Annotated in this window: 16 protein-coding genes; 9 read left to right on the plus strand and 7 right to left on the minus strand. The window is 37.1% G+C overall.

Annotated elements, in window-relative coordinates:
* Window positions 1-13 precede the first annotated feature (13 nt).
* From trpA to ACNKXV_RS02635, 3 genes are all read left to right on the plus strand, one after another.
* Entirely contained in the window at window positions 14-784 is a 771-nt protein-coding gene (gene trpA / locus ACNKXV_RS02625; protein ID WP_417906144.1) for a tryptophan synthase subunit alpha, read from the plus strand.
* Window positions 785-856: 72 nt separating this feature from the next.
* Window positions 857-1000 (plus strand): hypothetical protein, encoded by a 144-nt coding sequence (locus ACNKXV_RS02630; RefSeq protein ID WP_417906145.1) that lies wholly within the window; start codon window positions 857-859, stop codon window positions 998-1000.
* On the plus strand, window positions 1001-1135 hold the full coding sequence (locus tag ACNKXV_RS02635) for a 30S ribosomal protein THX (RefSeq protein ID WP_417906146.1): 135 nt from the start codon (window positions 1001-1003) through the stop codon (window positions 1133-1135). It begins immediately after the preceding gene.
* On the opposite strand, the gene ACNKXV_RS02640 is transcribed toward ACNKXV_RS02635, so the two are convergent.
* From ACNKXV_RS02640 to ACNKXV_RS02655, 4 genes are all read right to left on the minus strand, one after another.
* The gene (locus ACNKXV_RS02640) at window positions 1136-1801 is read right to left on the minus strand and encodes a uracil-DNA glycosylase family protein (protein ID WP_417906147.1); all 666 of its coding nucleotides are present in this window, start codon (window positions 1799-1801) and stop codon (window positions 1136-1138) included. It abuts the gene before it with no gap.
* Between the two features lie 53 nt (window positions 1802-1854).
* On the minus strand, window positions 1855-2616 hold the full coding sequence (yaaA, locus tag ACNKXV_RS02645) for a peroxide stress protein YaaA (RefSeq protein ID WP_417906148.1): 762 nt from the start codon (window positions 2614-2616) through the stop codon (window positions 1855-1857).
* Between the two features lie 97 nt (window positions 2617-2713).
* The gene (locus ACNKXV_RS02650; protein WP_417906149.1) at window positions 2714-3772 is read right to left on the minus strand and encodes an RluA family pseudouridine synthase; all 1059 of its coding nucleotides are present in this window, start codon (window positions 3770-3772) and stop codon (window positions 2714-2716) included.
* Window positions 3762-4385 (minus strand): PASTA domain-containing protein, encoded by a 624-nt coding sequence (locus tag ACNKXV_RS02655; RefSeq protein ID WP_417906150.1) that lies wholly within the window; start codon window positions 4383-4385, stop codon window positions 3762-3764. The genes ACNKXV_RS02650 and ACNKXV_RS02655 overlap by 11 nt, the downstream gene beginning before the upstream one ends.
* Window positions 4386-4486: 101 nt before the next feature.
* Here ACNKXV_RS02655 and ACNKXV_RS02660 point away from each other — a divergent pair, with 101 nt between their 5' ends.
* Together ACNKXV_RS02660 and coaD are read left to right on the plus strand one after the other, a co-directional pair.
* Window positions 4487-5464, plus strand: a complete 978-nt coding sequence (locus ACNKXV_RS02660; RefSeq protein ID WP_417906151.1) for a D-alanine--D-alanine ligase — start codon at window positions 4487-4489, stop codon at window positions 5462-5464.
* 51 nt (window positions 5465-5515) lie between these two features.
* A complete protein-coding gene (gene coaD / locus ACNKXV_RS02665) occupies window positions 5516-5971 on the plus strand; it encodes a pantetheine-phosphate adenylyltransferase (protein ID WP_417906152.1) in 456 nt (151 codons plus the stop codon).
* 24 nt (window positions 5972-5995) lie between these two features.
* Here coaD and ACNKXV_RS02670 read toward each other — a convergent pair whose 3' ends face one another.
* Window positions 5996-8281, minus strand: coding sequence for a TonB-dependent receptor domain-containing protein (locus tag ACNKXV_RS02670; RefSeq protein WP_417906153.1), 2286 nt, complete (start codon window positions 8279-8281; stop codon window positions 5996-5998).
* A gap of 264 nt (window positions 8282-8545) precedes the next feature.
* Here ACNKXV_RS02670 and ACNKXV_RS02675 point away from each other — a divergent pair, with 264 nt between their 5' ends.
* Entirely contained in the window at window positions 8546-10297 is a 1752-nt protein-coding gene (locus ACNKXV_RS02675) for a M14 family metallopeptidase (protein WP_417906154.1), read from the plus strand.
* Here ACNKXV_RS02675 and ACNKXV_RS02680 read toward each other — a convergent pair.
* Window positions 10265-10888, minus strand: coding sequence for an NUDIX hydrolase (locus tag ACNKXV_RS02680; protein WP_417906155.1), 624 nt, complete (start codon window positions 10886-10888; stop codon window positions 10265-10267). The two genes, ACNKXV_RS02675 and ACNKXV_RS02680, sit on opposite strands and share 33 nt — an antisense overlap.
* 8 nt (window positions 10889-10896) lie before the next feature.
* Between ACNKXV_RS02680 and pyrE the strand changes: the two genes are divergently transcribed.
* Together pyrE and ACNKXV_RS02690 are read left to right on the plus strand one after the other, a co-directional pair.
* Window positions 10897-11538, plus strand: coding sequence for an orotate phosphoribosyltransferase (pyrE, locus tag ACNKXV_RS02685; RefSeq protein ID WP_417906156.1), 642 nt, complete (start codon window positions 10897-10899; stop codon window positions 11536-11538).
* A 1-nt stretch (window position 11539) separates the two neighbouring features.
* Window positions 11540-11932: an SRPBCC family protein gene (locus ACNKXV_RS02690; RefSeq protein ID WP_417906157.1), complete on the plus strand. Its 393-nt coding sequence runs from the start codon at window positions 11540-11542 to the stop codon at window positions 11930-11932.
* Window positions 11933-11983: 51 nt separating this feature from the next.
* On the opposite strand, the gene ACNKXV_RS02695 is transcribed toward ACNKXV_RS02690, so the two are convergent.
* A complete protein-coding gene (locus ACNKXV_RS02695) occupies window positions 11984-12715 on the minus strand; it encodes a biotin--[acetyl-CoA-carboxylase] ligase (protein WP_417906158.1) in 732 nt (243 codons plus the stop codon).
* Between the two features lie 91 nt (window positions 12716-12806).
* Here ACNKXV_RS02695 and rsfS point away from each other — a divergent pair, with 91 nt between their 5' ends.
* Window positions 12807-13178, plus strand: a complete 372-nt coding sequence (gene rsfS / locus ACNKXV_RS02700; protein WP_417906159.1) for a ribosome silencing factor — start codon at window positions 12807-12809, stop codon at window positions 13176-13178.
* Window positions 13179-13198: the final 20 nt, after the last annotated feature.

Raw genomic sequence — 13198 nt, forward strand, 5'->3', positions numbered from 1 at the left:
AAGCTGAATTACAATGAATAGAATTGAAAAAAAACTTAAAGCAGATCATAAACTGCTTTCCATATATTTTACTGCCGGTTATCCTAATGTAGATGATACCACCAGGATCATTCTAAACCTCGAAAAAAATGGTGTGGATTTTATTGAAATAGGTCTCCCTTTTAGTGATCCCCTGGCAGATGGGCCAACCATTCAGGAGAGTTCTACCAAAGCATTAAAAAATGGGATGACCACCCAGAAACTTTTTGAGCAGTTGGAAGGTATAAGAGAGAAAGTCAATATTCCATTGATCATCATGGGCTATTTTAACCCCATACTTCAGTACGGAGTTGAAGCTTTCTGTAAGAAATGTCAGGAAACAGGGATAGACGGCCTTATAATTCCGGATCTTCCTGCTGAAGAATATCATGAACATTATCAGCAGCTGTTCGAGAAATATGGTCTTATAAATGTATTTCTTATTACCCCACAAACGTCTGACGAGAGAATCAGGTTTATCGATTCCATTTCCAATGGATTCATTTATATGGTAAGTAGTGCCAGCGTGACCGGTTCAACTTCGAGATTTGGAGAAGAGACCAAGGAATATTTTAAACGAATTGATGAACTTCAGCTTCAAAATCCTCAAATCGTAGGCTTTGGGATTAACGATAACTCAACTTTTGATCAGGCTACGCAATATGCCAAAGGAGCTATTATAGGCAGCGCATTTATTAAATATCTTACTAAAAACGGAGTGGGAGAAATCGATACTTTTGTTAAAGATGTAAAAGGTTTAACCTAAATGTAACAAGGCGTTAGGAGGTTTTAAGACTCCTTCTTTCTATATTAGTTCTGAATCAAAAAACATTGAATTATGGGAGGACCAATTGAAGATAACCACAGAGAAAGAAGTAAAGATCAAAAAAATCCAACAAATCCTACCGGAAACAGAAATGAGAAAACCAATGAGGTAGATTTTGATGAAAAAACGATCAAGAAGCAGCAAAATAAGCAGTAAATGGGGAGAGGAGACAAAAAAACAAAAAGAGGTAAGATCGCGATTGGAACTCACGGTAAATTAAGACCAAAAAGGAGAAAATTCAAGATCAAGCCTACAACTCTTGCAAACCAGGATAAAAAAGAGTTACAGTAATCAAAAAAATTCCTGATACTGTAGAACCCTGAAATCAATCGTATTGAATTCAGGGTTTTTCTTTTTTAGTTCTTTATACAGAGCTGTACTTCCAATAGAAATATTGGCCGCACCAGAAGGAGCTATTAAAGAAACCGTTTTCACCAACCGATCTTTAACCAGCACCTGATGAATGCGCGGGGAAGTATTGGATACTAACTTCATTTTAATCTCGGGATACTTTTCCCTCAGCAATCTTCGGAAAAAATATTCTGGACCATTTTTAGAATTACCCCCGGTAAAAAGTAAAGTATCAATTGAAGGGTTCTGATCTATAATATTCACCACATCCCTTAGCTCCACTTTTTGCATCCCAAGGTCTGAAGCATCAATCTTTTCTCTCCTACTGCTTTCTACTACATCACAAATCCCAATTCCACGGGACTTAAGAAAATTCTTCCTTTGCTCAATAGCCTCTTCAGTATTTTCAAATTTTAAGTTAAGATCAAAAATTTTATCAAGTACCACCCATAATAATCCATCTCCGCTTCCGTAGCAAAAATCCACATCATCATTTCGAAGTTGTCTTTTAGTAAACCTTGGAGGAGGTAAGGTCCCTACGATGAGTTTGGTGGCATTTTCCGGAATAAAAGGTCGGTAAGGATGTTTATGATGAAATAGATCCAATAGAATTCAATGTTTTATTTAAAATTTAAGCTTTCGTAATCCACTCCTATGAATTATCTTATAAACGTTGGTTCCTGTTCTTTCTTAGTATGTTCCTCACTAAACCTGTACCCATCATAATCAAATCCCCTGATGTCATCCAGAGTTTTACAATTATTATCGATAGCATATCGGGCCATGGACCCTCTCGCTTTTTTTGCAAAAAAACTTATGATCTTTAATTTACCGTTTTTAAAATCTTTAAACACCGGGGAAATAACCGGCACCTTCAAATTTTTAGCATCGACTGCTTTAAAATATTCATTACTGGCAAGGTTGAGAAATAATTCGTCGTCCTCTAATTCATCATTTAAAAAATCGGTCACCTTTTTCTTCCAAACCTCGTATAAATTTTTCTTCCTCTCAATTCCTATTGAAGTTCCCATTTCGAGTCGGTAGGGCTGGATAAGATCCAGAGGACGCAATACTCCATACATACCGGAAAGGATACGCAGGGAATTCTGCACATCATCAAGTCGATCCCCGGGGATAGTGTAAGCATCAAGGCCGGTGTATACATCTCCATTAAAAGCATACATAGCCGGTCTGGAATTTTTATGATCATGATCCTCCTGAAATTCCTGATAGCGCACATGATTTAGTTCTGCGAGCTTATCACTAATGCCCATCAATCTTGATAATTCCTTTCTTGACTGTCTGGATAATTTTTTATTTAATTTCACTGCGGTCTCAAGAAACTTTGGTAGAGTTCCACGTGTGGTAGGTAATTTAGATTCATAATCCAGCGTTTTAGCCGGAGAAACTACGATTTTCATTTGTCTAAAAGTGTTTAGACCAAAGATAATCTATAGGCCGAAAAAGAGAAATCTTCGGCCATTTAGTTTTTTATGGAATTATAGAGAAGGCTTATTTCTAAAGATCTTCAAGCTGATTCTTTGCGTAACCTCTCCATTTTTCAACACAGTCTGCAATATCCTGAGGAATATCAGAATTAAAACTCATCCATTTCCCGGTTACGGGATGAATGAATCCTAAGGTCTTGGCATGTAAAGCCTGTCGTGGTAAGATCTTAAAACAATTATCTACAAATTGCTTGTATTTGGTAAAGGTGGTTCCTTTTAATATTTTGTCTCCACCATAACGTTCATCGTTGAAAAGGGTGTGACCAATATACTTCATATGAACCCTGATTTGATGTGTTCTTCCGGTTTCCAGTCTACAGGATACCAAAGTAACATAACCCAATCGTTCCAAAACTTTAAAATGAGTTACTGCAGGTTTTCCATTTTCAGCATCATCCCCTTCATAAACAATGTTTTGTAACCTGTTTCGCGGATTGCGGCCAATATTGCCTTCAATAGTACCTTCATCCTCTTCCATATTTCCCCAAACGATCGCCACATATTCACGCTCACTCGTTTTATCGAAGAATTGTTTAGAGAGATGAGCCATAGCTTCTTCCGTCTTCGCGATCACCAGTAAACCACTGGTATCTTTATCTATCCTGTGTACAAGTCCCGGGCGGTCACTACTGTTATTCGGTAAATTTTCAAAATGATGAACCAGCGCGTTGATAAGTGTTCCGCTGTAATTACCGTGTCCGGGATGCACCACCATTCCGGCAGGCTTATTTACAACCAGTAAGGTTTCATCTTCATACACGATATCCAGAGGAATATCTTCAGGCACCAAAAGGTATTCATAAGGCGGATGCTCGAACATTACCTGTACAGTATCCCCACCTTTGACCTTATAATTCTGCTTTACGGTTTCTCCATTCACATAGATATTACCGGTCTTGGCAGCTTTTTGAATTTTATTACGGGTTGCGTTCTCGATAAAATTCATTAGATATTTATCGACCCTCAACGGCTTTTGCCCAACCTCAGCTACAAATTTATGATGTTCATAGAGACTTTCATCCTGATCCTGCTCTTCCGGTCCTTCATTAATATCCATATTAAAATTCATCTACTTCTGTTTGAGTTTGTTCATTTGTACTAAGGGTGTCACTTTCAACATTGCGATATCTCCCACTACCATCACCTAAAACAAGATCGATCACAGAAGTTTTCATTAATTTTTCTCCCGGTTGCACCTGTCTTCCCTTATGTCTTAATTCCAGTACCGCATCTTCAGCAATATCCGGCTTATAGGAAATCTCCCCTATTTCAAAACCAAGCGATCTTAAAGTTGGTTCTACCTGTCTTCTGGTTTTTCGAATAAGGTTATTAGGCACTTCTATCTTACGGTAACCTGAAGGATTGAGCGTTAAATAAATCTTACGGTCTTCTTTCACAAATTTCCCCGGTGCCGGTACCTGGTCGATAACCGAATATCTTGGAAATTCAGGATTATAATTGGCTGAATCAAGGATCTCAAAATCCAGTTCGAGTTCGTCCAACTTACTTTCAACCATATTCAGCTTCATTTTTGCCAGATCTGGTACCTCGATCCTTTGATCCTGATTAGTCGAATAATCCAGCCATTGCATGGTCAGGAATCCAAGTACAATCAATATAATACCTGCAAGAACCAGTTGAATTAAAAAGGTCTTGCTAAAAATAAAACGAAATAATCCCATAGTTAAGTGATAATGGGCAAAGATATAAAACCCTTTGGTTTTGGTGACTGCCCTTTTAAGTGATATTTTTGTTTAACGATTTCTAACAGGAAATATTGAATATGAAGAAAAAGATTGCCATCGCCATGGGTGGATATTCCAGCGAATATCGCATTTCTATTAATAGCGGAAACATCGTATATAAGAACCTTGACCGCGATCTATATGAACCATATCGGGTTCATATTTTGCAAAGTGAATGGTTCGTGGTAACCGAGGATGATACGCCATACCCTATTAACAAGAGCAATTTTACCGTTACTATTGATGACCTGATCATTGATTTTGATTGTGTTTTTAATACCATTCATGGGACTCCGGGAGAAAATGGGCTTTTACAGGCTTACCTGGAATTGATTGGTGTACCTCAAACCAGTTGTGACTATTACCAGTCTGCACTCACCTTTAACAAGCGCGATCTAATAAGTGTTTTAAAACCTTATGGAGTAAAGGCTGCCACCAATTATTTCCTGAATAAAGGCGAAGAGATCAATACTTCTGAAATCGTTAATAAAGTGGGATTACCATGTTTTGTGAAGGCCAACAGAGCCGGAAGCAGTTTTGGTGTTTCCAAGGTTAAAACTGAAGATGAAATTATCGCTGCGGCGAAAAATGCATTTACTGAAGATGATGAAGCAATTATCGAATCTTTCTTAGATGGAACCGAAGTTTCTGTAGGTGTAATTACCTATCGCGGGGAAGTTATTGCTTTACCTGTTACTGAAATTGTACCGGACGGAGAATTCTTTGATTATGAAGCAAAGTATCTTGGAAAATCTCAGGAGATCACTCCAGCAAGAATTTCAGAGGAAGACACCAAAAAAGTACAGGATATAGCCATAATGATCTATAAAAAACTTAAAATGAAAGGTTTTTCCAGGTCTGAATTTATCTTCCATAAGGGCGAACCATATTTTATAGAAATGAATACGAACCCGGGAATTAGCCAGGCAAGTATTTTACCTCAACAGGCAGAGAACGCCGGGATTAGTTTAAAAGATTTATTCGGCAGCGCCATCGAAGCGGCTTTAAATCAATAAAATAAATAATTCTCCCTATCTTTTTCTTGAAAATTCTTGAATAAACCTTAGATGAAAAAAGCAGTTTTCCCGGGTTCTTTTGATCCGCTCACCCTTGGACATACCGATATTATTGATCGTGCCTTACCCTTATTTGATGAAATCATTCTGGCCATTGGCACCAACTCCAGTAAAAAATACATGTTCAGCCTGGAAGAAAGACTGGAATTTTTGAAGGAAACTTACAAGAATGAATCTAAAATAAAAGTGGAAACCTATAGTGGGCTCACGGTCGATTTTTGTAAATCTCAAAATGCAGGCTTTATTCTTCGCGGCTTACGAAACGGTCAGGATCTGGAATTTGAGAAATCCATTGGTCAAACTAATTTTAAAATGGCAGGTATTGACAGTGTGTTCTTATTATCAAGCCCGGGAATGGGTCATATTTCATCCACGGTTGTTCGTGATGTTATGAGACACGGTGGGAATTATGAATTCATGGTTCCGGATGTAGTAAGGAAAAAATAATATTTTACACCCCCTGCTGTATTTTCAAAGATCAAATCTAAATATTACACCACCATAAAAATTCCTGGGTTTACCGGGATAATAATATCTTGGCGCAGCCCCTCCAAATCCCATGGCATTGGGAACTATGCTGGAGGCATATTGCTCATCGAACAAATTGTTTACTCCCATATTAAATTCAGCAGTTATAGATTGACCAACCAACCAATGGTACATCAATTTAAAATTGGTTACAGCATACGCGTCTGTAAAAACACTGTTTTCATCATTTAAAGCCATTTCCCCTACGGCTGTCATGTTTAAATAAAACTTCCAGTTATCAATATTATATTCTACTGAGGGACTTAAGCTATATTTAGGAATGGCAGGCAGATCGTTCCCTGAAAAGTTGTTCTCCCGGTCTATAAATTCTTCAAACTTATGGAAATTAAAGGCGGAGTTTAATTCAAATTGAAGATTTGAACCTCGGCCCATATCAAGGCGATATTGGGAAAAAAATTCAACTCCGTTATAATGAGCTTTACCAGCATTAATACCAATGTATTGGTCTTCACCTATCCGCTGTGCTACAAGCAGATCTGAAACCCGTATGGTATACAAACTTAACTCAGTATACAATCGATTTTCCAACCAGGATCCTTTAAACCCAATTTCATAGTTCCAGCCTTTTTCCGGCTTAAGCTCTGTATTTATCAAACCTTCAGGTGTTAAGGTTTCACTAACCGTTGGAGTAGAAAATCCGTGACTTAAAGAAGCATAGAAGTTTTTACTATCAAAAGCCTCATAGCTCAGGCCGAATCTGGGAGATATAACAGGATCAAAATTGTATTCTCCTGATTGAACTTTTTCATCAGAATTAAATTTATCATCCAGTTTATAAGAAGTAGTATTGAAATTAAACCCGGCTTCGGCAGTTAGAGCGGTAGTTATTTGCATGTTCAGCTGACTAAAAACATTTAAATATTTTCTGTTTTGTTCATTAAAACTTAACCTCTCTCCCTGAATACTTTTTTGCTCATTAGAATCTCTATATAAATTCTCATAAGTAGCAACTGAGGTTTTTTCCAGCATCGCTTCAGCACCAAAACCTATCTCAGCAGGTAAATTAATAATTTCCTGAACCATATTGAACCGGGTTCTGAGACCAACTCCTAAAATATCATCATCAAGAATATTGAAAGGTCGGGGTTCATACCCATCTCTGGAATTGGCAAAGACAGATGTTTCGTTCTTGAGTTGTGCAGAAAATGCATGAGAATAGGATAGACCCAGAATGTTTTTATCATAAGATTCATAACCTCCCGAGGCATTCCAGGTAAATGCAGCTTTTTGCGGTGAATAAAGGAAATCTTGTTCATTCAAACTACTGGGTATATGTGCTTTTAAATTTAAATATGAATAGAACAAAGTCCAGCGATTGCCCAGCTTGTTCAAATAATTTGCGGTTCCATTTAAACCTATCCGCTCATAATTTCCGTTAGCTCTATATCCATCACTTAATAGTTGGTGATAATTAAGGTGAAAGCCTAAACTGTCCTGAACCCGGTTAAACCCTACATTGATTTTTCTGGTATTAAAACTTCCATAATCATATCCTGCTTTTAAATTTCTATGATTTTTGGCTGGATTAAGAGTATATAAGTTTATCGCACCTCCCAATCCCGCACCGAACATGGAAGATACCGGGCCCTTATGAACTTCAATTCTATCAATAAGTTGCGGGTCGATATCATCAATAGTAAGCTCCCCTTCAGCAGTAGTTAATGGTATTCCATTTATATAACCTTTGATCCTGTTGGTTCCATACTGTGCGCGGGAACCAATCCCCCGGATGTTGAGCTTATTGGTATTTAATGCCCCCTGTCCCACGAAAACTCCCGGAACACGGTTTAAATTCTGAACAAGATTAAAATTGTTGCCGGATTTTATAGAGTTTTTATCGATAAGGCTAACAGATGCCGGAGTACGCCTTATTTTTTCCGGAATTACAGAACTATAAAGTACAACTTCAGCTAATTGATCTGCTTTTTTAAAAAGGATAACTTTTACAACTTCGGTACCTTCAAAAATCTTCAAAAATTTCACTTCATAACCCTCCTTACTAAATTCGAAATTTGCCGGATAGGTATCAACCTCTATTTGAAAAAGACCATCATCATTGGTATTCACATGATCCTGTGAATCTAATATTCGTATTTGAACACCTTCAATTGGACCATTCTCATCAGAAACTTTCCCTGATATTATTTGCGAATAACCGCTAAGGTTAAATCCAAGAAAAATAAGAAGCAGTAATATATATTGTTTCAAAGTATGTAAAATTTGTAGGTGCGGTTATAACATTATGATTCAGTTGTAATTTCAAACCAGATGTCAAACTAATTTTTCAATGTAAAATTCAGCCATAAAATGCGATTAATATTTTGAGCTCCGGATTGATATTGAGCTTAAAACATAAAAGAAATCCTAAATTTTTCAGACTGGAAAAAATACGGCAAATAAATAGATTTTGGTGTAATTAGCTACTCTCTGAGTTTTTAATTAAGTTTACGGCTAATTTTTTTACAAAATTTTATGAAAAAATTGTGGTTGATATTGGGGATTTTGATCAGCCTTAGTTCCTGTGATTTCTCTAAATATAAATTGGTAAAGGAATTTGATTTTGAAACCCGTTTCGAAAAGTCGGGAGGTACCGAAACAGGAACCTATGCTGAAGTAATAAAATTTTATACGCAACTGGCAGAGGCTTACCCATCTGTCACCCTGCAAACCTTTGGTGAAACAGATAGCGGCTTACCCCTTCACCTCGCCATTTATAATCCTTCCGGTGAACCGGATCTGGAAAAGTTAAGAAAGTCTCACAGCGTAATGCTTATTAATAACGGGATACATCCCGGGGAAAGTGATGGTATCGATGCTACCATGATGCTTTTTCGAGATCTCGCTTCAGATTCTATTGCTTCACCTAAAAATACCATTATTGCCACTATCCCTATATATAATGTAGGTGGTGCATTAAACCGAAATTCCACTACCAGAACGAATCAAAACGGACCTAAAGAATATGGTTTTAGAGGAAATGCGCGTAATTATGACCTGAACCGGGATTTTATAAAGGCCGACACCAAAAATGCTAAAACCTTTTATGAGATATTTCACCTTCTGGATCCAGAAGTATTTATCGATAACCACGTAAGTAATGGTGCCGATTATCAATATACCCTTACTCATCTTTTTACTCAACATGATAAACTTGGAGGAACTCTGGGAGAATACCTTCAGAATAAAATGATGCCTGCGCTGGAAGATTCATTAAAATCAAAAGACTGGGATATCACTCCCTATGTAAATGTTTTCAACGAGGTACCGGAAAAAGGTTTTACACAGTTCATGGATTCACCAAGGTATTCAACAGGTTACACCACGCTCTGGAATACACTGGGAATGATGGTTGAAACTCATATGCTTAAACCTTATGACAAAAGGGTCATGGGCACTTATGAACTTATGAGATCAATGATAGATATTACCGATGCTGAATCAAATTTCATAAAAGATCTTCGCAATCAGGCCAAACGGAAATATTTAACCGACAGGCATTATAATTTAAAGTTTGAACCGGACACTGAAAATCCTTCCAAAAGACAGTTCAAGGGCTTTGAAGGAGAGGAAATTACCAGTGAAATTACTGGAATGCAACGATTAAAATATGACCAAAACCAGCCATTCACAAAAGAAATTGAGTATTTCGATAATTTTAAAGTAACCGAAGAAGTGGAAATTCCTCGTGCTTATGTAATTCCTCAAGGCTGGTGGGAAGTATTGAACAGGTTGAAACTAAACAATATAAAAATGGAGCCTTTGGAACGGGATACCGTTTTAAGCGTTGAAGTATACAAAATCCAGGATTTTGAAACTTCAGAACAGGCTTATGAAGGTCATTACCCTCATCGAAATACAAAAGTAACCAAGAGCATAGAAAGGGTTAATTTTAGAAAGGGTGATCTATTGGTAACAACATTTCAGGATGGAGCCAGATACTTACTGGAAACTCTGGAGCCCTCGGCAGTGGATTCATTTTTTAACTGGAACTTTTTTGATACCGTGCTGCAACAAAAGGAGGGTTTCTCCCCTTATGTTTTTGAAGATAAAGCAAAAGAATTACTGGAAAATGATCCGGAACTAAGGAAAAAGTTCGAGCGCAAAAAAAGTCTGGATAACGACTTTAGTAATAGCTGGTATGCCCAGCTGGACTGGTTGCATAAAAATTCACCTAATTACGAGCCGGCACATTTACGCTACCCAGTTTTTAGACTTCCCCGCTAAAAATTTTTCAGGGAAAAGCATTTTGATATTGGCGTAGGATTTTTGAAGAGCCTTTTGGGATTTTTCAAAGTTCTTCCATTTGGCTTTTTTAATGCCTTCGCTTAATTCAGGTACGAGTTCCCCTTCATATTCGGTATACATTTCATACCAATGGGTCTCTTTTAAGCGCAGTTTGCCGTTTCTTTTAAAAACGTGATAGGTTTTTGTTATAAAGCGTTTTATCTGCAGGTCTTTTACTCCGGTCTCCTCTTCTACTTCCCGAATTGCTGAGCTTTCTATACTCTCATTTTTTTCGGTTTTACCCTTGGGAAGATCCCAGCGGTGATTCCGGTATATAAAGAGAATTTCCTCTTTGGAATTGACTACCAGGCCACCGGCAGCTGTCACCACTTTCATTTTTCTTAAAAGCAGTTTTAGTAATTTTTTCTCATTCTTGTGATAAAGATTAACATAGAGCAGGTCTCCATTCAGAATCTTTTTGATCACCTTTTTAAGCCGAACAGTTTTTAAACGATAGTTCGTATATTTTTCACCTAAATCTTTCTGTGTAGAAATAATTATGGGAATATCATTCACAAAAACTTTATACATTTGCAGCTATGATTTTGAATAAAGAAACAGCGAAAAAAACTGCTGAGCTTTTATTGCAAATTAAAGCAATAAAATTAGAACCGCAAGAGCCTTTTACATGGGCCAGCGGATGGAAATCACCTATATATTGCGACAACAGGATCATCTTATCTTATCCTGTGATGCGTAATTATATTAGAGAACAGTTTGCCAGACAAATCGAAGAAAAGTATGGAAAACCTGATGTGATTGCTGCAGTAGCCACAGGAGCCATAGGAATTGGAATGCTGGTGGCAGAATATTTAAGCCTCCCTTTTATTTATGTTAGACCCGAAGCAAAAGGTCATGGCAGGAAAAACCAGATTGAAGGAAATCTGGAAGAAGGTCAAACCGTAGTGGTGGTAGAAGATCTTATTAGCACCGGAAACAGTAGTCTTAATGCTGTTAAAGCTTTAAAAGAAGCCGGAGCTCAGGTAAAAGGCATGTTTGCCATTTTTACCTATGGCTTTGATGTTTCCACTTCTAATTTTACTGAGGCAAACGTGGAGTTACACACCCTGAGCGACTACGAAAATTTGATCGAGACTGCTCAACACACAAATTATATAAATACTGAAGAAGCCGGAATCTTACGAAAGTGGAGAGAACAACCGGATAATTGGACCCCATAATATGAAATTAGAAAGCCAGAAAGTTACCGCAAATAAAAGTCAGCAGGAATTATTCAATTTTCTCACGAAGGTTGAGAACTTTGAGCAGATCATGCCTCAAAGCAAAGAAAAATTTGAAGTTACTTCAAATGATACTTTCCTATTCCAGCTAAAAGGTATGCCTGAAATAAGATTAAAAATTATTGAAAATAAAGAACCGGAACTTATTGTTCTTGGATCGACATCAGATAAATTTCCTTTTACGCTTAATACCCATATTGAAAGTAAAGGAGATAACGAAAGTGAAGTTTTTATGGATTTTGAAGGTCAGTTTAATGCTATGATGAGCATGATGATCAAATCTCCGTTGAAAAAATTCATCACTGCTCTTATTGAGAATATAGGAAAGCTATAAACGAATTTAGGTTCGTATTTCTGGCCGGAGTTTTAACTCCGGCTTTTTTGTTTAATACAGTAACTGAATTTCTTTGAGCCCAAACTCTTCCAACTTATCATCTTCGGTTTTCAATAAAAGCTTTCCATCGGGAGTCACCCCTTTGATAATCCCATTTAATTTATCACTGTTGGGTTTCTGAAAAACAGTAACTTTATCCAGCATAAACATGTTTTCTTGATATTTTTTCAGCAAAATTTCTTCTGAAGTAGTAGACAATCTGGATAATGCGGTATCAATTTCAGGAATTAAAATTTCGAGAATTTCATCAAGGTCATAACTGTTACCGGTAGCTAATTTTAAAGATGAAGCCTGGGGCAAATTATGAAATTCGGTCTGGTTTACATTTATTCCTACTCCAATGATACTGGCAGCAATCCCATCATTTTTTATTATATTTTCAATCAAAATGCCACCAACTTTCTTTTTGGATGACATTATGTCGTTAGGCCATTTAACTTTTAATTGCGGAATATTCAGTTGTCTGAAAACCTTTAAAATAGCGAGCGAAATGGAGGCACTTAATAAAAAATATTTGGAAATTTCAAGTTGGGACTGCGGGTACAGAATACTAAACGTAAGGTTTTGTCCGGGTTTTACCTCCCAATTGGAACCTCTTTGCCCTCTCCCGGCTGTTTGATGAATTGCACGAACACATACAGGCGAAAAATCGCTGGCTCCTTCGTAGAACTTCCTCACAAAGGAATTTGTGGAATCAATGGCATCAACTTTGATTATACGCATAAGTATATATAGGAGGTTAGGAGTTAAATCTTCAGAAAGAATCTCTTTAAAAGAGCAAAAAATGATAAATTTGCGTAAATAAATTAATTTAATGTCGAAAAAGGAAAAAAACAGCGATCAACTTATTGCACATATTATAAAAGGGATTGAGGAAGTTAAGGGAAATGATATTGATATCCTTGATCTTAGAGAAATTGAAAACACAGTTTGTGATTATTTTATTATCTGCAACGGTACTTCTAACACGCAGGTTAACGCCATAGTCAATTCCATACAAAAAACCGTTAGTAAAAACCTTAAGGATAAACCCTGGCATATTGAGGGTAGCGAGAATGCGGAATGGGTTTTAATGGACTACGTTGATGTAGTGGTTCATGTTTTCCAGAAGCATATTAGGGAATTTTACGATATTGAAAGTCTGTGGGGTGATGCTAAAATCACATCTATACAGACAAGTTACTAAATTCAAAACATTAGCACGAC

The organism is Christiangramia aquimixticola (genome assembly GCF_048285835.1).
Taxonomy (GTDB): Bacteria; Bacteroidota; Bacteroidia; order Flavobacteriales; family Flavobacteriaceae; genus Christiangramia; species Christiangramia aquimixticola.